At 35.3% G+C, this 21,947-nt stretch carries 20 protein-coding genes and 1 tRNA gene; 15 read left to right on the top strand and 6 right to left on the bottom strand.

Annotated features, from left to right (window positions below; all coding sequences use genetic code 11):
• The first annotated feature begins 226 nt into the window (after positions 1-226).
• From GX311_08820 to GX311_08805, 4 genes are all read left to right on the top strand, one after another.
• The gene (locus GX311_08820) at positions 227-1,198 is read left to right on the top strand and encodes a peptidoglycan DD-metalloendopeptidase family protein (GenBank protein ID NLK16483.1); all 972 of its coding nucleotides are present in this window, start codon (positions 227-229) and stop codon (positions 1,196-1,198) included.
• Between the two features lie 29 nt (positions 1,199-1,227).
• On the top strand, positions 1,228-1,563 hold the full coding sequence (locus GX311_08815; protein ID NLK16482.1) for a MerR family transcriptional regulator: 336 nt from the start codon (positions 1,228-1,230) through the stop codon (positions 1,561-1,563).
• Between the two features lie 75 nt (positions 1,564-1,638).
• Positions 1,639-1,712 (top strand) — tRNA-Met (locus tag GX311_08810).
• A 147-nt stretch (positions 1,713-1,859) separates the two neighbouring features.
• Positions 1,860-2,111, top strand: a complete 252-nt coding sequence (locus tag GX311_08805; protein NLK16481.1) for a GIY-YIG nuclease family protein — start codon at positions 1,860-1,862, stop codon at positions 2,109-2,111.
• Between the two features lie 130 nt (positions 2,112-2,241).
• On the opposite strand, the gene GX311_08800 is transcribed toward GX311_08805, so the two are convergent.
• From GX311_08800 to GX311_08790, 3 genes are all read right to left on the bottom strand, one after another.
• The gene (locus GX311_08800) at positions 2,242-3,783 is read right to left on the bottom strand and encodes a DUF1565 domain-containing protein (GenBank protein ID NLK16480.1); all 1,542 of its coding nucleotides are present in this window, start codon (positions 3,781-3,783) and stop codon (positions 2,242-2,244) included.
• A gap of 298 nt (positions 3,784-4,081) precedes the next feature.
• Positions 4,082-4,639, bottom strand: a complete 558-nt coding sequence (locus tag GX311_08795) for a chromate transporter (protein NLK16479.1) — start codon at positions 4,637-4,639, stop codon at positions 4,082-4,084.
• Between the two features lies 1 nt (position 4,640).
• Positions 4,641-5,195: a chromate transporter gene (locus tag GX311_08790; protein NLK16478.1), complete on the bottom strand. Its 555-nt coding sequence runs from the start codon at positions 5,193-5,195 to the stop codon at positions 4,641-4,643.
• Between the two features lie 174 nt (positions 5,196-5,369).
• Between GX311_08790 and GX311_08785 the strand changes: the two genes are divergently transcribed.
• From GX311_08785 to GX311_08735, 11 genes are all read left to right on the top strand, one after another.
• A complete protein-coding gene (locus GX311_08785; protein NLK16477.1) occupies positions 5,370-6,251 on the top strand; it encodes a cation transporter in 882 nt (293 codons plus the stop codon).
• 77 nt (positions 6,252-6,328) lie between these two features.
• Positions 6,329-7,222 carry a class I SAM-dependent methyltransferase gene (locus GX311_08780; GenBank protein NLK16476.1) on the top strand — a complete coding sequence of 298 codons (894 nt, stop codon included), beginning with the start codon at positions 6,329-6,331 and terminating at the stop codon, positions 7,220-7,222.
• Positions 7,223-7,369: 147 nt separating this feature from the next.
• A complete protein-coding gene (locus GX311_08775; GenBank protein NLK16475.1) occupies positions 7,370-7,789 on the top strand; it encodes a hypothetical protein in 420 nt (139 codons plus the stop codon).
• 55 nt (positions 7,790-7,844) lie between these two features.
• Positions 7,845-8,765, top strand: a complete 921-nt coding sequence (locus tag GX311_08770; GenBank protein ID NLK16474.1) for an alpha/beta hydrolase fold domain-containing protein — start codon at positions 7,845-7,847, stop codon at positions 8,763-8,765.
• Between the two features lie 136 nt (positions 8,766-8,901).
• Entirely contained in the window at positions 8,902-10,500 is a 1,599-nt protein-coding gene (locus tag GX311_08765) for an SUMF1/EgtB/PvdO family nonheme iron enzyme (GenBank protein ID NLK16473.1), read from the top strand.
• A 5-nt stretch (positions 10,501-10,505) separates the two neighbouring features.
• On the top strand, positions 10,506-11,261 hold the full coding sequence (locus tag GX311_08760; GenBank protein NLK16472.1) for a T9SS type A sorting domain-containing protein: 756 nt from the start codon (positions 10,506-10,508) through the stop codon (positions 11,259-11,261).
• Positions 11,262-11,443: 182 nt separating this feature from the next.
• Positions 11,444-13,060, top strand: a complete 1,617-nt coding sequence (locus GX311_08755; GenBank protein NLK16471.1) for an SUMF1/EgtB/PvdO family nonheme iron enzyme — start codon at positions 11,444-11,446, stop codon at positions 13,058-13,060.
• Positions 13,061-13,065: 5 nt separating this feature from the next.
• Positions 13,066-13,818 carry a T9SS type A sorting domain-containing protein gene (locus GX311_08750; GenBank protein NLK16470.1) on the top strand — a complete coding sequence of 251 codons (753 nt, stop codon included), beginning with the start codon at positions 13,066-13,068 and terminating at the stop codon, positions 13,816-13,818.
• 249 nt (positions 13,819-14,067) lie between these two features.
• A complete protein-coding gene (locus GX311_08745) occupies positions 14,068-15,048 on the top strand; it encodes a hypothetical protein (protein ID NLK16469.1) in 981 nt (326 codons plus the stop codon).
• 2 nt (positions 15,049-15,050) lie between these two features.
• Complete coding sequence (locus GX311_08740) at positions 15,051-16,448, top strand: hypothetical protein (GenBank protein ID NLK16468.1); 1,398 nt, start codon at positions 15,051-15,053, stop codon at positions 16,446-16,448.
• Positions 16,449-16,651: 203 nt separating this feature from the next.
• Positions 16,652-17,053, top strand: a complete 402-nt coding sequence (locus GX311_08735) for a hypothetical protein (GenBank protein NLK16467.1) — start codon at positions 16,652-16,654, stop codon at positions 17,051-17,053.
• 10 nt (positions 17,054-17,063) lie between these two features.
• Here GX311_08735 and GX311_08730 read toward each other — a convergent pair whose 3' ends face one another.
• The 3 genes from GX311_08730 to GX311_08720 form a co-directional block, all read right to left on the bottom strand.
• Positions 17,064-18,617 (bottom strand): trypsin-like serine protease, encoded by a 1,554-nt coding sequence (locus GX311_08730; GenBank protein NLK16466.1) that lies wholly within the window; start codon positions 18,615-18,617, stop codon positions 17,064-17,066.
• 64 nt (positions 18,618-18,681) lie between these two features.
• Positions 18,682-19,332: an outer membrane lipoprotein carrier protein LolA gene (locus GX311_08725; GenBank protein ID NLK16465.1), complete on the bottom strand. Its 651-nt coding sequence runs from the start codon at positions 19,330-19,332 to the stop codon at positions 18,682-18,684.
• A gap of 51 nt (positions 19,333-19,383) precedes the next feature.
• Positions 19,384-21,936: a DNA translocase FtsK gene (locus tag GX311_08720; protein NLK16464.1), complete on the bottom strand. Its 2,553-nt coding sequence runs from the start codon at positions 21,934-21,936 to the stop codon at positions 19,384-19,386.
• Between the last annotated feature and the right edge of the window lie 11 nt (positions 21,937-21,947).

Here is a 21,947-nt window from a genome sequence, read left to right as displayed (position 1 = left end):
TAACGACCTGTCTATCAATTAGGTATCGTGCTTATGTTTAAAAAAATTCTAACGTAAATTATTAGTTTCTTAAATCGTTGTTAATATATTATTATTTTCAGTAATTTTGCGCGATATTAAATACAACCGCCGCAATATAAAAAGAATAACATGTTTTCAAAAACGATTGCAAATTTAATTCTTTTACATTAATTTTGCATTGGTTGGGAAAGGTAATTTTACTAATATGTCAGTCTCTAAATATCGTTTTAATCCTGATACACTTCAATATGACAAAGTTGAGCGTTCTGTAAAGAGACGCATCATAGCTTTTATCCCAAAAGCATTAGTGATTGTTTTAATAACTGCTACTCTCATTTTTGTCCTCTCTGACTTTATTGAAACTCCACATGAACGATTGTTAAGAGTTGAAAATGAGCAGCTTTTGCTTCAATATAATATCATGAACAAAAGGATTGACGAAATGAATAATGCCTTGACTGAGATACAAAAAAGAGATAACAATATCTATAGAATGATTTTTGAAGCTGAGCCAGTTCCCGAAGATATAAGAAAAGGAGGTTTTGGTGGTGTAAACAGATATAAACATTTAGAGTCTATGTCTAACTCAAAGTTAGTTATTGAAACTGCACGTAAATTAGATGAGTTATATAATCAATACTACTTTCAGTCAAAATCGCTCGATGAAGTTATAGAGCTTGCTCTTTACAAAAAAGAATTTTTAGAGTCTGTGCCTTCGATATCGCCAATCTCCGACAAGGAGTTTAAACGGTTTGCAAGCGGATTTGGTTACAGACTGCACCCCATTTACAAAACAAGATTGATGCACACAGGTATTGACTTAACTGCCCCTACGGGCACTCCCGTATATGTTACAGGTAAAGGCACCGTCATCAAAGCTGGATCTACATCTGAAGGATACGGCAAAGTTGTAATTGTTGATCACGGTTTTGGTTATTCAACGTTATATGCTCATTTGCACGAAATAGACGTAAAAAAAGGGCAAAAACTTACTCGTGGTGATTTGATAGGAACAGTTGGTTCAACAGGTCGTTCTGTAGCACCACACCTTCACTACGAAGTGCGATTTTATGATAAGCCCATAGACCCTGTTAACTACTATTTCAACGACCTAACACCCGAGGAATACGACCGTATAATAGAGCTGTCACAGAGACCTGTTCAAAGCTTTGATTAAATTTTGTTAATCTGTTAAATAATTATAGTATGTCAGATAAAGAACCTAAAATTGAAAAGCTGTTTTATTCTATTGGCGAAGTCGCTGAAATGTTTAATGTAAATACTTCAAAAATAAGATATTACGCAAACACATTCGATATTTTAAAACCTAAGAAAAATAAAAAAGGTAATAGACAGTTTACTCCTGAAGATATAGAAAACTTAAAGCTTATTTTTCATCTTATTGATGAAAAAGGCATGACAATAAAAGGTGTTATTAACAAACTAAAAAATAAGAAGTCTAAAGTTTCTGACACTGTTACCGTTATTGAAAAATTAGAGAGCATAAAAGCTACATTACTCGAAATTCGCGACGAATTATAAAAAAGATTGTTTCTTTTTGGCTTAATTAAAATTATCTTCTATTTTTGCAGTCGCAATTCCAAAACGGAATTTAATGGCGAGATAGCTCAGATGGTTAGAGCGCGTGATTCATAATCACGAGGTCCCGAGTTCAATTCTCGGTCTCGCTACTAAAGCAAATGCGAAGATCGGTTAGAGCGTCCCGATGCATATCGGGAAGGTCCCGAGTTCAATTATAAGTTTTGCTACAAAAATATAAGGCAGTTGCATATTTTATGCGGTTGCCTTTTTATTTTAACCTTATAACAGAAAATCCAATGTTTTACATGTATATAATCCAAAGCGAAAAAACAGGAAAATACTACATCGGAAGCTGTGAAGATATTAATAGTAGGCTCAAAAAACATAACTACGGAGCTACTCCTTCTACAAAACCTGGAATACCATGGAAACTAGTTTATAAAGAAGAATACAGAACAAGAACAGAAGCCCTAAAACGAGAACGAGAAGTAAAGAAAAAGAAGAGTAGAAAATATATTGAATTCCTTATAAATAGCTCAGATAATTAGAGCGTCCCGATGCATATCGGGAAGGTCCTGAGTTCAATTCTCGGTCTCGATACAGAAAAAAATAAAAGCAGCTACAATATTGAATTTGTAGCTGCTTTTTTATTAATACGTTTTGGATACTAAGATTTGTTTATTTTATTTTTTGAGCACCATATCCTTCCATAGCTCCAAAGAATTTCAGTGCTTCTTGCCATGGATAACGGTTTGCAAACATTGTTGCCGATGAATGCATGGTTCCTGTCATGTTCATTCCCATAGCTTGACGGAATTGGTTGGCTTGAGAGTTCGGATCATGACTTGTTGTCTCTTTGTATGAAGCTGAAAGAAAGCCGTTCAAATATGGCTCATTTATTATTCCTTTAAACACTTTTGGGTCATTTAGCTTCTTGTTGCCAGCCACTTCTGCAAGTTGCTCAACATCCTCAAACTCTTCTGCCGAAATACGCATAAACATACCGCCACCTGGTATAACTAAATCTGCTTGTTTATTCAAAAAGAAGATGTTATGCTCGGCTGTATTAACATATTCTGCTTCGTTTTTAGGCATATCAACCCTTGTTCTGTCTAATCCTGCAAAAGTTGATAAACCAATAATATTGTTGGTTACATAATTACTTAACCTTAAGCCATATCTAAATCCATAACCCATATCACCCATATCTTTTAAACGTGCCCACATAAATAAAACGGTATTATATGTGAAATGTACTTCGGCTTTTTCGCTTACCATTCCACCTTTTGTGATTTCGCAAGCTGCCATTCGGTTATTGATAAATATACAGTTGTTTATTATAGCTTTAGTTCCTCCAAACATACCTCTAACACCGTAGTTTGGTGCGTTTATAAAGGCACAGTTATTAATAGTTATGTTACAACGAGGGTTGTCAAAATAAATTTCTGCTGTTTCTGTTGTTAAAACTCTTTCTTGTGTTAAATCTGGACCACCCAAACCTGCGGCACCGATTGGTTGCATCATGGCAGATGCTACTCCTTCTGGTTTACCTTCTCCTCTTGCATTGTATGCAATACTGTTTCCTCTATCGAAAATTAATCCATCGATAACAACTTCAGTATTAGGAGTTTTTACTTGTATTTGCATTGTTCCTTGGCCATTTTGTGTGCCATTGCTTTCAGGAGTTGGTTGCACCATAGTTAAGTGTTTCAATACATCGCGAGTTGAAAAATCTGGAGAGTATCCTCCGTAAATTTTTACAGGTTTCGTGACGTTAATATTTCCCTTGTTAAGCATTCCAAAATAATTTCCTTCTGCAACTAAGATTACAGCACCATCGGGCGCCTGATCAATAGCTTTTTGTAAATTCTTAAATGGGGCGCCTTTTGAGCCATCATTGCGATTACTTCCATTGCTTGCAGATACGTAAAGTGTAGCTGTACCTGTAGGTTGAGCAGAAGAACTTACCCCGGACTGAACAGATGTGCTGCTTGAAGACTGGGTTGTTTTACTGCTTGATGACTGAACGGTAGTACTGCTTGTACCTGTAGTAGTACTTTGCTGTGTTTTGTTCTGCTCTTGAGAAGTGTCAGTGTTAACATCTTCCACCACCTTCTTTGCTTTGTTTACAAGGTCTTTAAATCCCTGTCCACTAACTTGTTGTGGAACAAAAAACATTAATGGCACTATAGCCATCGCTAATAAAAGTTTGTTTCTCATATCAATTGATTTTAGTTTACCGGGCTTATATTAAAACGTTGACACAAAGAATCGTTAAGCCCATTATACAACTCTTTGGTCTTTATTAAAATTTAGTAATTATACATCAGTATGCTCATCACTATTCTATTTACACATATAAGCATATTCGCTATTCTGTGCAAAACAAAATAAAGCATAAAAGGACAAATTTGCAAACATTTAAGCTGTTTTATTTTAACAAAAAAAAGTTCTACTTCTTCGATTTGCAAATGGTAGTACCTCGATACAATGTTATAAGTCTCTCCTATTTTTCCTTCTAATACAAGATCAATCCAGCTAATCCCGATAAGATAATTAACAAAATAGGGTCAACTTTTTTAATTGAAGCTACGAGAACAACGGCGAATATTATCAGGCTTTTGTAGTCTATAAAGTTGTTTTCGTCCATTAACATAAGTGCGGCGGCGGCTATTAAACCGATAATTGCAATTTTCAATACCGAAAGAGCTGCGCGCATCCAGGGGTTATTGTTTAGTCGGGCGAAAAAGGCGCATACAATGGTCATTATCACGAGTGAGGGAATACTTACTGCCAAAGTGCAAATAGCGGAACCAATAACTCCCTGAAACGTTGTATATCCCATATCAGTTACGGCTGTATAACCTATATACGTTGCTGAATTAAAAGCTATTGGTCCGGGTGTGGTTTGTGAAATAGCGACAATATCGGTAAAATCGTTTATCGAAATCCAGTTATGCACCTCTACCACTTCGTGTTGAATAAGCGACAGCATAGCATAACCGCCACCAAAGCCAAACAGCCCTATCTTAAAAAATGCCACAAAAAGAGCAATGTATAGTTCCAATAACTCCATTTCACTTTCTGTTTAATCTCCTTAAAACCGCATAATGAGTGACACCTAACAAAATTGCCACAATAACAATATAGACAGGAGAGATATGTAACCACCATACACAAAACGCCACTGTAATCGGAATCCATAGGTTTTTTATGTTTACACCTGCAGCTTTTCCCAAGCCCAATAACGGTGCTGCAATTAATGCCACAACAGCTGGTCTTATCCCTTTGAAAATACGTTCAACAACCTGATTATCTTTAAATTGAGTAAAAACAATGGCTATAAGTAAGATTGTTAAAAATGAGGGCAAAATAACCCCAGCTCCTGAAAATAGACTGCCCTTAAATCCCAATCGTTTGTTCCCAACAAACAGTGCTGTGTTTAGAGCAACCGGACCCGGCATTGATTGAGCTATCGCCAGCATATCCATAAACTGATCATCATCAAGCCAGTTTCGTTTTACCACCACTTCGTTGCGAATAAGTGGAATCATTGCGAAACCACCGCCAAACGTGAATGCTCCGATTTTGAAAAATACGGTAAAAAGTTCCCGATACTGTTTCGTTTTCATCAGTTTAGCGTTACATTGGATTCAGTGGGCAAATTTGCAAAAAATAGACGTAATTTAATTAACAACCAAGTAAAAGTTTGTAAGGTTTTTGTTTGGTATATTCGTTTCAGATAATTCATTACATTTGTACAGTAGTAAAACCAACAGATGAAAGCCACACGCCTCAGAAAAATTATGTATCTCTCCATTGCCACGGCTGTGGTTACGATACTTCTAAAATTTTACGCCTACTTAGTTACCGACTCGGTGGGATTGCTGTCGGACGCGTTAGAGTCGCTTGTAAACCTGTTTGCGGCAATATTTGCGCTTATTATGCTGAACCTGTCGGAAAGGCCTGCCGATGAAAAACACGAGTTCGGACACAGTAAAGCGGAGTACTTTTCAAGTGCCATCGAGGGTGCACTGATACTTGTGGCAGCTTTTAGCATTATCTATTCCGCTATTCCCAGAATTATCCGCCCTGCTGAATTAGAGAATGTTGGTGTGGGATTGCTTTTCTCGCTATTAGCTTCATTACTAAACTTGATTGTAGGGCTTATCTTGATTAGGAACGGAAAGAAACACAAGTCGCTCGTCTTGGAAGCTGACGGAAAACATTTAATGACAGATGTTTGGACATCAGTGGGCGTAATCGTTGGTATTCTGTTGGTTAGGCTAACGGGGTGGCTAATCCTCGACCCTATTATCGCTATTTTGGTGGCGTTGAACATTGTTTACACAGGATACAAACTTATCAGTCGCTCGGCAAGTGGACTGATGGATGCTGCAATCCCTGACGATGAGCTACAAAAAATAACCTCGTACTTAGACTCGCTAAAAGAGGAACATATTACCTATCACTCACTTATGACACGCGCGGCTGGGAGACGTAAATTTGTATCGCTACACCTCTTAGTCCCGGGCAAATGGACAGTAAAGCAAGGTCACGACTTCGCCGACACGGTAGAGAGAACCATTGAAAACATGTTCGAAGAACCTACTACCGTTTCCACGCACCTTGAACCTATTGAAGACCCATCATCAATGAATGATATTGGGATTGATAGGAAAATGTAAGGATAATTGAGAACGAATGTTATATATTTGTCGCTTAAATTGTACCTTAGTGGTTATTTTTACAAAAGCAAATTAAAATGAAAATTATTGAAAATCTAATTGCACCAGATACAAAGGAGAGATTAATTTTAGATATAGATTCAGGTACTATTCAAAATTTAAACACCGATTTGTTTTATGGAAAGATAGTAGATGGTATTCCAATTATTCTACCAAAAACAACTAAAAAATCAACTGATTTACATAAACAGTCTAATTCTGAGTTTGATTATGTTGATCATTATACAAAAGATGCTGAAATCTTTGATTATTTTCAGATAAATGATGAAATATCTGAAAATGAAAGGAGACGCCTAAATCAAATAATCATAAATAAAATCACTGATGATGCAACAATGATACTTGATGTAGGATGCGGTAATGGTTGGTTAAGTAAGATGATTCAGAATGACAAAAACAATGTTGTTTCATTAGACATTTCACACAGAAATGTTTCTAGAGTGCTAAAAGAACAGCCGCATCCAAACCATACAGGAATTGTTGCTGATGTTTTTAATTTGCCTTTCCCCCCTGAAAGCTTTGATATTATAGTTGCTTCAGAGATTATAGAGCACGTTTATGACCCTAAAATGTTTATTGACTGTCTCTTAGATATATTAAAGCCATCTGGAAAAATAATAATTACTACTCCCTATAACGAGAAGATACCATTATCACTATGCGTACATTGCAATCAATTAACACCTGGTAATGCGCACCTCCATTCATTCAATGAAAAAAATATTGTACAAATGATAAGTGAATCGGTAGGAAAGATTAAAGTCTTTAAATCCGTAAATAAACACTTCTTAATATTTAAAGTACATTGGATCATGAGGTGCTTGCCATTTTCAATTTGGCACACAATTGATAAAATTGCTGTTAAATTATTAGGAAAACCTACAAGATTAATTGTAGAAATAACAAAGTGATACTTGTTTGTGACAATTTATAGCAAAAATTAAAAAGTGTTATAGCAAATATCTAACTGAGCTTATGACGCCTTAATTAAAAAAAATAAACGAACCTATTTTGAACTCAATTGAACAAAAAATATAAACAATAAAAAAAACAATAAAATGGATAAGAAAAAGGTAATCGGTGCAATTGTCGGAGTCGCAGCTTTTTTTATTGCATACTTTGTAGCTCAACAACTCTTTTTTAAGCCTCCTACTTTTGATAAACAAATGATGAAAACTGCAAGTGAAATTAACAAGTCCTGTCCTATTATGGTGGATGCTGAAACCCGACTTGACAATACTGTTGCACTGCCAAACAAAACTATTCAATACAATTATACGTTAGTGAATATAGAAAAAGGAGATATTGACATTTCTGAATTTGAAAATTATTTACAGCCTGTAATCTTGAACATCATCAAAACCAGTCCGGACTTAAAGTATTTCAGAGATAACGATGTAACTATGGCTTATAATTACAAGGACAAAAACGGTGAACATTTACTTAAACTGACTTTCAAACCTGAAGATTATAAATAACTTGCTCACACACTTTTGTAAAGCATACATAATAAAAATTTTATTAAAAAACCCAATGAACAGATTCAAAATTTTAGTTATCTCTTTTCTCTTTTTCTTTTCGCCATTTTTGGTTTTGGCTGATATTGCAAAAAGTACACACATTTTTGCTATAAAAGATGGAGAGGAACTTAAAATGGATATCTACTCCTTAGATTCGGTTTTCAACACAAAGCAGCCCTGTTTGATTTTTGTTTTCGGCGGAGGATTTAAAGGAGGAACGCGTGACGCTAAATATTATAACACTTATTTTAACTATTTTGCCGAAAGGGGATTTAAAGTGGTTTCCATCGACTACCGTTTGGGAATGAAATATCAAAAAGCTCCCACTATATACAATAACAAACCGCTGCGAAAAGCTATTGCCTTAGCGGTAGCCGATTTATATTCAGCAACAGATTATCTGTTAAAAAACTCCGAAGAGTTTAATATCGACACAACAAAAATTATTATCAGTGGCTCAAGTGCAGGAGCCATTACAGTTTTGCAAGCCGATTACGAAAAACGTGACAACAGAGAGTCTGCGAGCATACTTTCGCAATCGTTTCAATATGCTGGTGTTATCTCTTTCGCCGGAGCTATTTTCAGCGAAGAGGGTAAACCATCGTACACACTTAATCCCGCTCCTACTCTATTTTTACACGGTAGTGGTGACAAACTGGTACCTTATAAGAAAATCCGGGTATTCTCACTGGGAATGTTTGGCTCCAGGGCTTTGGCAAAACATTTCCGAAAACAAGGTTATCCTTACGTTTTCTACTCAATGGAAGATATCGGACACGAAGTTGCCTTTTACCCCATGAGTGAATTTTTACCCGAAGTTGAGCATTTTATCCGGGAATTGGTGTTCAACAAAAAACAGTTGATGGTGGATATAAATCTTAAAGATAAACTCCGAAAATCAAAAATATCTCTCACTCCGGCCAGTTACTATTAAACTGCTTATTAATACAATAAGAGCAGCAAAAAACAAACGATATTTTATTTTATTCTTAAAATTTGTATGTTTGGCTCGCGAATTGTACGTTATTATACAATCAAAATAAGTTATCAAATATTAAAATCTGAGTGTTTTGAATACAAAAAAGCATATCCAAAAAGCTCTAATGCTGACAGCATTATTTCTTTCTCAAACATTTTTATTTGCCAACAATATTCAGGTTAACAATGTCCGAATTGTTGAACAAAACATTGCTTCTAAATATACAATGATTGAATTTGACGTTAGTTGGGAAAACTCCTGGCGCACCTCTTCCTTAGAAAACAACTGGGATGCCGCATGGATATTTGCTAAATACCGCAAAAAAGGAGAAACGGTTTGGAATCACGTCTATCTGAATGATTCGGGTCATATAGCCCCTGCTGGCTCTGAAATTACTCCGGGTTTTGTTGTAACTAATATAAGTTTTGACTCTATAAACAACCCTGCTGTTGGTGTGTTCTTATATAGGGATTCCGATGGAGTTGGAAATGTCAATTACACGGATGTTCAATTGCGCTGGAATTATGGTGTAAACGGCTTAGATGATAAAGATAGTGTTGAGTTATCTGTATTAGCTATTGAAATGGTTTATATTCCAACAGGTCCTTTTTACGCGGGAGATGGAGTGTTTCCGGGATCAGACTCTCGTGGTCATTTTGTGGCAGGTAATACAACGAGAACTTTTAAAATCACTTCAGAAGCGGCAATAACCATTAACAATAATGCATCTACTGAACTTTGGGGTGATTACACTCCATACGCTCAAGCTTCTATTGGTCAATCAGGAATGTTATCGGCACAATTTCCAAAAGGATATCAAAGCTTTTATATTATGAAATACGAACTCTCACAATATATGTATAAAGAGTTCCTTAACAAACTAACGCGAAAACAGCAGGCAGCAAGAGTTTCTGCAATAACTACCGGTATGTTTATGAGTAATACAGATACTGATACCGTTCCTCAATTCCGAAATAGTATAAGGGTTATGTCAGACCCCGGAGATCCTTTTTCCCGTATTTACGGTAATGATTTAAACGGAAATGGTGTAGAGGGAGAAATGGATGATGGACAACATATTGCCTGTAACTGGATAAGTTTTTGGGATTTGACAGCATTTGCCGATTGGTGTGGACTAAGACCTTTTACCGAACTGGAATATGAAAAGGCTTGCAGAGGTCATTTACTACCTGTTGCCAATGAGTATGCCTGGGGTACTACCAATATATTCAGCGCAACACAAATTATCAATCCAGGTGAGATAAATGAAGTTGCAATTAACCCAATAGGCAAAGCCAATATTGCTAATGGCGATAAACCCGGGGTGCAAGGTCCTGTACGTTGTGGCAGTTTTGCTGGCACGGCCACAACCAGAGAGCAGGCGGGAGCAGGATATTACGGTGTGATGGAGATGAGTGGTAATTTATTGGAATATACGTACAGTGTAGGAATACAAGATAATAGAGAATTCAACGGAAACAATCACGGAGACGGAATAATTATGGAAAACGGAGATGGTAATGCTAACTGGCCAACTTCTGCAGGTATCAAGGGTTCGAATTGGCTCTATAACACTGCGGGCCACCATATTAATTTTCATCAAATTTCTTCTCGCAATCAAACAAGTCAATCTCATACTAGATTTCGGTATAATACAACCGGACTCAGACTGGGTAGAACGCAACCATAACCAAAATGAAAAGCAAGTTTTTTAAAACATACATCTATTTTATATTATTTGCCGTTTTGCATTGTAATGCATATGCGCAAAATAGTATTTTTTTGGGCGGAAACGGTTCTGGTGGAGATGTCTCTTGTTATTCACAAGCAGATGCTACTCTAAATAATAATATTTTTGCAGGAGGATATGCTTCTGGCTTCATAGTGAGTTCTATTGGGACAATAGAAGAGGTTCCTCTACCTGTTACACTACTATATTTTGAAGCATTTATTAAAGAAAAGGAAAGAAAAGTTGAGCTAAAGTGGGCAACTGCATCTGAAAACAATAATAACTTTTTTACCATAGAACGGAGCAGAAATGGGTTGGAATGGGAAAAGGTTGTTATTATAAATGGAGCGGGGTCTTCTTCTACACTTCTCACATACAGTTATATAGATCAGGTACCATACAAAGGTATTTCATATTATCGCCTTAAACAAACAGATTTTGACGGAAAAACATCATATTCAAAGATAAAAACGGTAAATATTGATACAGATAGAAATGCCTTAAAATTATATCCCAACCCCACAAATGACAGATTCTATATTGTAACCTCAGACGAAACAGATTATAGCGTAACTATTTCAGATCTATTTGGTAAAACAGTTTTCAAAGACAATAACAATAAAGAGATTTCCACTCAAAACTTTCCAGATGGAATGTATATTGTTCGTATAAACTATACGGGTGGAGAAACAACAATTGTAAAACTGATTGTAAGTAAGTGATGAGTGGATATTGATAACAACAATAAAAAAAACAGATTAAAAACCAAAAAGTTATGAAACAAACATACCAACCTTATATGTAGGTACAAGCTGAAAAGTAAAAGTAGAAAGAAACTTTATAAACTTTTAACTGTGTAGCATGTGAGTTCCATACGACCTTAGACCGAAAAAATTATATACTTATGAATGCAAAAAAATATATCCAAAAGACACTAATGTTGATAGTATTATTATCTCTTCCGCAAACATTTTTATTTGCTAACAACATTCAAATAAGCAATGTATCAATTACAGGACAAAACACCGCTTCTAAATATAAAATGATTCAGTTTGATATTAGTTGGGAAAACTCCTGGCGCACCTCTACTGAGCAGAGCAACTGGGATGCTGCATGGATATTTATTAAATACCGGAGCAAATTAGAAAAAAAATGGTACCATGCATATCTCAATAATGAAGGTCACACAGCTCCTACAGGCTCTCAAATTACTCCGGGCTTAGTCGTAACCAATACTAGTTTTGACGCTGTAAACAACCCCGCTGTTGGAGTATTCTTGTATAGGAGCGCTGATGGATATGGACCTGTTAATTACACTGGAGTCCAATTGCGTTGGAATTATGGCGTAAACGATTTAGCTGATTACGACAGTGTTGAAGTGTGTGTATTTGCCCTTGAAATGGTTTATATCCCCACAGGTCCTTTCAAAGTGGGAGATGGTCCGAATTCAAACTCTCGCGGTCATCTTGCGAAAGGTACCACAACAGAACCTTTTCAAATCACTTCAGAAGCGGCAATAACTATTGGTAATACTGCAACCAATGAACTTTGGCAGGCTTCTACTATATACAGTGCTGCTACCATTGGTGGAGAAGGAACATTATCGGCACAATTTCCGAAAGGATATCAGAGTTTCTATATTATGAAATATGAACTCTCACAATATATGTATAAAGAGTTCCTGAATAAACTAACTCGAACACAGCAGCAATCTAGGTGCAAAGCAATTACTGAAGGTAGGTTTATGAGGAATAATAACAATTACTCTACTCCTCAAGGCAGAAACGGAATAAAGGTAATGTCAGACCCGGGAGAACCTTTTCCCCGTGTTTATGGCAATGATTTGAACAATAATGGACTATCAGGGGACCCAAATGATGGACAACATATTGCCTGTAACTGGATAAGTTTTTATGACTTGAGAGCATTTGCCGACTGGAGTGGACTAAGACCTTTTACTGAATTAGAATATGAAAAAGCTTGCAGAGGTCCATTAGATCCCATTACCAACGAATATGCATGGGGCACTACCAAAATAAACGAAGCAGGTCCAATGACCTCACTCAACAATCTGGGTACTGAAAGTGAGACTGCAAGTCCAAATGCCAATATTGCTTATGGTAAAAAGACCACTGGTCCTTTACGTTGTGGTATTTTTGCACGCACAAACTCAGATAGAGAACGCGCAGGAGCGGGATATTACGGTGTAATGGAAATGAGTGGTAACTTATCGGAATATACTTATAGTGTAGGAATAGGTGATAAATACGACTCTAGCATTAATAACAGAATTTTCAATGGAAATAATCAAGGTAACGGAATGATTACTGCAAGCGGAGATGCTGATGTAGTTGGCTGGCCCTTGGCTGCCGGCTTAAAAGGCTCGAATTGGCTATACGACGGCTCGCTAAATCATCAAATTAATGCTCATCAACTTTCAGCTCGCAATCAAACAAGCCAATTGCACTTGGACGAACAATGGGATACATCCGGACTTAGATTGGGTAGAACACAACCATAGTCATAATGAACTGGAAGTTTTTTAAAATATATGTCACTTTTCTTTGCTCTATTGCTTTATATTTCAATGCAAATGCGCAAAGTAGTATTTTTTTGGGCGGAAACGGTTCCGGGGGAAATGTCTCTTGTTATTCACAAGTAGATGCTATACTAAATAATAATATTTTTGCAGGGGGATACGCTTCTGGCTTCATAGTGAGTTCTATTGGAATAATAGAAGAGGTTCCTCTACCTATCACACTCTTATATTTTGAAGCATTTGTTAAAGATAAGGAAAGAAAAGTTGAGCTAAAGTGGGCAACTGCATCTGAAGCCAATAATGACTTTTTTACCATAGAACGAAGTAGAAATGGTTTGGAATGGGAAAAAGTTACCACTGTAAAAGGTGCCGGATTTTCTTCTACACTTCTCACCTACAGTTCTATTGACATGGTACCGTACAGAGGTATCTCATATTATCGCCTTAAACAAACAGATTTTAACGGAAAATACGCATATTCAAAAATAAAAGCGGTAAGTATTGATACCGAACATATAGTAAAATTATACCCTAACCCCACAAATGACAGGTTCTATATTGTTACATCAGATGAAACAGATTATAGTGTAACCATTATAGATATATGCGGCAAAACAGTTTTCAAAGGCAATAACTGTAAAGAAATTTCCACTCAAAACCTTTCAGGAGGGATGTACATTGTTCATCTTAACTATACGTGTGAAGAGACCTTAAGTGTAAAACTAATTGTGAACAAATAATATAAAGGCAGTTTGTGCAATAAGTTTCCCCTGCTGTCATATTTTTGTAAAATGAGTGAGTGTAACATAATTGACCTTCTATAACAATACATCTATTTTCACTTTTACAAACGATATTTGATATAAAATATTTAAATTTGTCAATTCAATGGCTAAAAAAGATATATAGTAAAATGTATCAACTTTTTTAAGATCCGAAATTACTAACTGTTAATTGCTAATAACCTATAACTAAATAATTACAGACATATGAAAAAGAGTAAATTAAATGTTTTAATTTGTGCGTTTACTTTAGTATCAGCCACATTTATGGGTTGTAATCCATCAATTGAACTCACAGTTAAAAGACCCGCAGAAGTAAATTTAAAGGATTATAAAAAAATCTCAATTGGAGATATTACTAACGCCTACGGCAGAGTTGACCAACATTCAAAAGACCTTGTAGATGAATTAACATCAAAACTTTTTGAGTCTAAAAGCTTCGATGTTCTTGACAGACAAAATTTGAATAAAATATTAAAAGAACAAGAATTAGGACAATCTGGTCTGGTTGATGAGGAGACTGCTGCTGAATTAGGGAAAATAATTGGTAGTGCAGTTATGGTATTTGGCAGAATACAGGCTGACAAATACGAAGAAAAATTGTCAAAAAGTGAACCGTGGACAACAGATAAGGGAGAAAAAATGCAAACGTTTTATAGGGAGGGAACCCACACATTTATTGTTAATTTGAAGCTAATTGACATTGTTACAGCAAAAGTTTTAGCAGTAAAAACAATTGATGGTACTCATAAAGACAAAAAATCTGCTAACAATAAAGCTGCACCAGAAATTGACAAAAACCTACTATTTTCATTTGCATTAAAAAAAGTTTCTACTGATTTTATGAAAATGATAGCTCCATACGATGTTACTGTAAGAGCTACTTTTGAAAGAGATTCAAAGCTTCCAGAACTTGACCAGTGTCTTACTCTACTGAAAATTGACGAATGGGATGCAGGCTTAAAACTACTTGAAGATGCAACCAAAAAACCACTTGAACCAAAAGTAAAAGCAAAAGCATTTTACAATTACGGAATACTTTTAATGTATGGAGGTCAGGCTGAAAAAGCAATTGATACTCTTATGGAAGCAATGAAGTTAGTTCCCACTTCTAGAAAATATCAAAATGCCATTATTCAAGCAAAAAGAGAAAAAGCTCAAGCTGATAAATTAAAAGAACAATTATAAATATGAGAAACATTATTCTGTTTTTACTACTAATGCTGGTCAACTTCCAGCTTGTAGATGCTCAGACACCTAATTGGGTAAATTCATCACAAAGAAAATTCAATTATCCAGAATCCCAGTATTTAATTGGGTTTGCATCAAATATAAACTCTTCAAATGAGCAAATAAATGAGATGCTGGCAAATTTGTCAGATTTAGCGAAAAAAGATTTGATTGAATCAATTTACGTATCAATACAGAGTTCGTCAACCCTGCAAATAGAAGAGACAGATGACAATATTAGTGAATATTACAAACAATCAAGTGAATCCTTATCAAAAGCAGATATTGCAGGTTTGAAAATTGAAACGTATTATGATAAGAGAAATAATACTGGATATGCCTTTGCATTTGCATTAAAATCAGAGGTGATAAGTTTTTATAAGAATATCATATCACTAAAACTATCAACAATATCTAATAAAATCAATGAGGCAAAACTATATTTATTGACAAATAATAACCAAAATGCCTTAAAAACTTATGCTCAAACATTGGCATATTTTCGAGAGATTGAAAATGCTAAATTTTTACTTTTTGCGCTTGGAAAAACAGAGAACGAGTATCATCAAACAGATGAAGCTAACAGATTATATCTTCAGATAAAAGAGGAGATAAACAAAATTTACGAAAGTGAACAGATAATTTTACGAGCAAAAAAAGATGAGATAGAGGTTAAGTTTGGTCAGCCAATACCTGAACCAATCGAGATTGTAGCTATTTCTAAAAACAGAAATGGAGTTGAAAAAGTATTGCCTAATGTGCCTGTCCTTTTTATTGACAAAGATGTACAATATTGCAACGCAACAACAGATTATTCAGGCTCAGCAAAATGTTTTATAAATAAAGTTTCGTCAACAGAAAAGATACAGGTGGTATCGGCAATGATAGATTTGTCGAGCTATTTAGGAATCGATAGTATTGATGCAAAAAATGAAATTTTAAAATCATTTTCTGCCAGTACCGATATTAAATTAATTGCTTCTGGCCTCACATTTTGGATTAGTTCAAAAGAGTACGATTTGAGTTCTAATAAGTTATCAATTCCATTTATTGAGCCAAAAATTAAAGAAGCTTTATCAACTATAAACTATACGTTTGTTAACGACCCAAAAATTGCAGATTACAAAATAGAACTGATTGCAAAAATTAGAAAAGGCAATAATATATATAATTTGTATTTTACTTACCTTGACGCAACAGTATCTGTGTTTGATTTCACAACGAAAAAAGAGATTTATAAAAACTCATTTGTTAACATCAAAGGTGGTGGAAATTCATACGAAAGTGCAAGTGTAAAATCATATAACAAAGCAGCAGAAACAATTAGTTCTGAAATAACAAAAATTTTAAAAAAATAACCCCTCTCCGTTCGTGCGCTTTTGTAAAGTGTGCGAGCGGAAACTTACTTCATCACAGCAAAAAACCTTAACCTAATCTTAATAGTTTCTTAATCATTTTCTTTGTAGAGTTCTCTAACTTTGCTTAATCAAATTTTATTGTATTATGCAGTCGCATATATTTTGATTGATGGTATGCAATACAATATTCAAAAGAGTGTAAAATGAGTACATTTAATGATGCAAAAGAGGGACTCAGTCTGACAGCTGTTATAGGTACTATTTTAATCTTAACCTGTTTAATTATTAATGCTTTCAACTTTGGATTGTTAAATCCGCCTCTACAATTAATAATTTTCTCTTGGCCAATATTACTTATACTACTTTCGCTTATCGGCTTTGCCAGAAGAGACAAAGTAGTTCCCTTACTGCTTCTGTTAGTTGGAGTCTTTTTTCTTATACCACGTATAGAAAGTGTTTATCCTGGAATATTGAACGGAGTGGGCAATGATTTTGTCTCCAAATATTGGCACTTTTTACTTATAGTCGCCGGTCTGATATTAATTATAGGTATAGTCGTTAATAAATTAAAAACAGATTTCTTTACGGAAGATACATACCATTGAAATTGAATTCCTATTTGGTTATCAATAACTTGGCATTATTTGAATATTTATTGTCGTAAATATGGATAATATAAAAGCCTGGTTGTAAATCTGTCTGGCAATTAATTATCTTGTCGGGTGGTGTTTTTTGCTGATATTGTGCTATCTTTTTACCACAATAACTAAACACTTCGATATTAAGCACTTTATTTACCTGCCCCCTCCACTTGAAGCTAAAATTACTTGACGTGGGATTTGGATATAACTCCACATCACTCTCAGAGTTATAATCAACTAAATCTTCAATTCCGAGTATTCCACAGATACGTGTAGGAAGATTATCAGGGTTAAGCCAATATTTTAGCTGTTGCGATTTTTCAGGATACTTATCCCAAGCATATGCTACCTGAGTAAAATAATCAGGATTCAAACTTTCACACGAAGCAGTACCTCCCGTCAAAACACCAATAACATTGTGGTTTTGATCAAATAAAGGTGAACCACTCGACCCCCCTTCTGTAGTTCCTAAATCCCAATATGTTACCTTCCAAAACGAGTTTTTATCATAATTACTTATGTATGGATAACTTGTAATTAAAGGGGGTTTATTACTGAACGAAATTTTCTTTACGTCTCCACGAGGATGGTGTATTGCTACTGTATTTGTTGGAGTTCGTCCCGAAGCGTCCCAACCTGCGTAGTTTGCATTAAAATGTTCGGGTATTGGTTGTTTCGCTTCCAAAAGTGCAAAGTCAACGGTTCCTATTGAATCGTTTTTGGTGGCACGCATCAAAAAACCTGGACGAATTTGTTGTATCGGAGAGTCTGGACCGTTACACGATGGACTTTCATAATTAAAGTATGCAACTGTTTTAGCCGCTGTAATAGAATCTGCTACACAATGGTTTGCGGTGAGCATATACGGCTTTTTGTCATTTCGTAAGTTGTTGACAATTACGCCAGAACAAAGATACTGTGAGTTTATTATAAGCCTAACAACCGAACTTTTTTCATTTTCCCACTCTACTGCTTCCGGACATCTGACGTCGATATTACAACTCCCCGATGAGCCGTAAAATCCATCTTTATTAGCTACTCCAACATAATCATATCCAAGCGTTAAGAGAGTAACATTGGGCGTTATGGCGTCCTTTTTAATAATTTTTAATTTCAGTACATCTCCTGATATAAGCGGAGTTGGTAAGTATCCATAGGTAAAATCATCATAAGAGAATGGTCCAAACAGCTGATCATCATTTTGATCTGATATAAACAACTCAAAATTGCTTGAACTTGAAGAGATTGTCAATATTGCATTTAACGATTTTGCGCCATCAGACTGACAAGTTAACGATATAGTGCCTCTATCGTGGTTTAATTCTGCATAATCAGCAATATTTATGCCTACATCAATCGGTTCTGCAAACTTAAATGGAGTTCCGTTTTTTGATATATCTAACTCACCTTTAGAAATATACGGCTTTGAAAAACGTATATATCCTATCGACGCTTCTTCAATTTGCGAAAATGCAATGTTGCAAACCGATACAATTATTGCAATAGTTGTCAAAAACTTTCTCATCATTAGGCTAATAATTTTACAGTATTGATAAAGACTGGTTTTATCACAAATTGCTTCAAACTTAACACTATTCAGTCATATCAATTAATATAACATCCTTATGTTTATTTATGTCGAAAGTAAAAAAGTCGTCCGGATATGCCTGATCAATAGTGTATTTTATTACACTGACAGTAATTCTAGAGCCATCTTTTGAGAAGTATTTAATTTGTTCAATTCTGTTGTTCGCTTTATCAATTAACACTTTGATTTTAAAGTACTCAACATTTCTGTTTTCCGGAACAAGCTCTACTTCGGTCAATGTTTTTCCCGCCTCGCTTATTTCTCCAATTAACTGATACTTAAACCCTTTGGTGTAAATTGTAAAAATCTGTTGAGGATTATCTAAAAGGCTTTCACTTTTGCTTTTATCAACATTATATAAATTCACCTCTTCAACTTCTGGCATATATACCCATTTATGTTTGCCATTACAATATGTCTCCGACTCCATCAAGACTAACTTATATTTATCTTGCTTTTGCCAAAGTGTCCCTTTATGATTCTCTTCAGTTTTAGGCTCTGCTGTAGTAATCAATGCGTTAAACTCAATTTTTACCGTTTTCCACGACTTTGTATTTTTTGATACTTTATCGAGAAGTGTTCGAGCAGCAGGATCATACTGTGCGTTAGTTAAAATTGGTAACGAAACGATTAAAAATAACAATAGGTTTTTCATTTTAATGATTTTTTAGGTTGTTAACTTTATACTATAAATTATACGTTTTTTTTATTCAAGATTCTTTAGCAACTGCTCAAGTGAATACTCATCGGGAATAAGTACCTGTCTGGCTTTACTACCTTCAAAAGGTCCAACTATTCCTGCAGCTTCAAGTTGGTCAATTATTCTTCCTGCTCTATTATATCCTATACTAAATTTTCTTTGGATTAGCGAAGTGCTACCCTGTTGATGGATTACCAATAGTCGTGCCGCATCTTCAAAAAGAGCATCTCTCTGTTGTAAATCGACTGACGCGGGGTCTAAACCACTATTTTCAGGCACATATTCAGGTAACTCATATATACTGGAATAAGCTTGTTGTTTGGAGATATAATCGGTAATAGCATCAACCTCTGGTGTGTCAACAAAAGCACATTGAACTCTCACAAGTTCACTGCCAAGAGAAACCAGCATATCTCCTCTCCCTATTAGTTGATTTGCTCCCGGACCATCTAAAATTGTCTTACTGTCAATACCCTGTGCAACTCTAAAGGCTATTCTTGCCGGAAAGTTTGCTTTTATCAAACCTGTAATAATATTTGTCGTCGGTCTTTGAGTTGCAATTACCATATGTATTCCAATTGCTCTTGCCAACTGTGCTATTCTAGCAAGAGGCATTTCAATCTCTTTTCCTGCAGTCATTATCAAGTCTGCGTATTCATCAATAATAACCACTATATAGGGCATATATTTATGTCCTTTATTTGGATTTAAACGCCTATTGATAAACTTCTCGTTATACTCCTTGATATTCCGCACATGTGCCATTTTCAACAGATCGTAACGATTATCCATCTCTAAGCACAAACTATTCAACGTGTAAATAACTTTGGTAGTATCGGTTATAATAGGTTCGTCATTATCTGGCAAACTTGCAAGAAAATGTTTATCAAGTTTGTTATAGAGCGTTAATTCCACCTTTTTGGGGTCTATTAACACCAACTTTAATTCAGCTGGATGTTTTTTATACAACAGGCTCGTTAAAATTGCGTTCAAACCCACCGACTTACCTTGTCCTGTTGCACCCGCAACTAATAAGTGTGGAGCTTTTACAAGATCAATAATAAATGCTTCGTTTGTTATTGTTTTGCCTAGAGCCAAGGGAAGTTCAAATTCTGTTTCCTGAAATTTCTTACTTGCCAAAACAGAGCGCATTGAAACAACGTCGGGATTTTGATTAGGCACTTCAATTCCAACCGTTCCCTTCCCTGGTATGGGTGCAATAATTCTAATTCCAAGTGCTGCTAGACTAAGAGCTATATCGTTCTCCAGGTTTTTAATCTTTGATATTCTAACTCCGGGAGCAGGAACTATTTCGTAAAGTGTGACAGTAGGCCCAATTGTAGCCTTTATTGACACGATTTTGATATCGTAGTTTGCAAGTGTTGTTACAATCTTATCTTTATTTTCCTGCAACTCACTGTCTGAAACATTACTATCAGACTTGTCTACTTTTGGCAATAAGGCTAATGTAGGATACTGATAGTTAGATAGTTCTAATTTAGGATCATATTTTCCCTCGGCTATTGTCCTCAAGTTTTCTTCTGATTCCTCATCATCTTCAACACCTTGTTCAATTTCAAATCCAACTTCTCCTGAATATTTGCCTATATTCTTAGATATTGAATCAGTATCATTATCAGCCATATCGTCTTCAACTAACTCTACATCTAATAAATTGTTGTCTGCATCGTTGGGATCTATTGGGATTGGACTTGGTTCTGATATGTCAAAAGAGTCGTTTTCTAATGATTCATGATCTTCGCTTTGCGGTTTTTCCACAACAAAATCATATGAATCTGTATCTGTGTCTATTTCGTTATCTGTTACACTTTGAGTGTCTTCTTCAATATCTTCTTTTCCAACAACGTTAATTTTAATCTCCGATGAGCCGGTTCCGATTGTTTCTATTCTCGTGTCCAACTCATTTTGTTCTGTCTCCGTATCGCTATGTTTTTTAGAATTGGTGGCGATATTTCTAAAATAGTTTACTATTTTCTCAAATATCGGCTCAAACAAAAATGCTATTATACCAATTGCCAAAAACAGAATAAAAAGTCCTGTCCCTGCTTTTCCCAACATTGACTCAATCCACCTTGACATATAGTGTCCGTGGGCACCTCCTAATAAAAAATATCTATCAACAAACAGGTAGCTCAATGCTATTGATAACCAAAACATTACAACAATTAAGCGAATAGCTGTTGCTCGAAATGGCATGATTTTTTTTCCAAAAAATCTCATCCCAAATAAGAATATTATTGGTATTATCAAAAAGGCAGGGACTCCTACCCATTTGGTAATTAATGTAACTGACAGAAAAACACCTAATTTTCCCATCCAGTTCGAGTATTTTATATCAACATCTGTAAGTAGCTCTCCTACAGAAATATCCATTATCATACTATCGGATTGCCACGAGAATAAGAAGGAGATAAATGATACCAAAATAATAAACGATAGCCCCACGAAAAACAACCCTAAAAGAATTGGAATTCTTTTATCGTTGCCTCTCTTTGATTTGGCTCTGTTTTCGTTTTTATTTTTAGTTCTTTTTGCCATATATTTAAAAA

The sequence above is a fragment of the Bacteroidales bacterium genome (genome assembly GCA_012519055.1).
Lineage (GTDB): Bacteria > Bacteroidota > Bacteroidia > Bacteroidales > Salinivirgaceae > JAAYQU01.
Note: the sequence above shows the minus strand (reverse complement) of the source record. Positions and strands in the feature narration are given on the sequence as shown.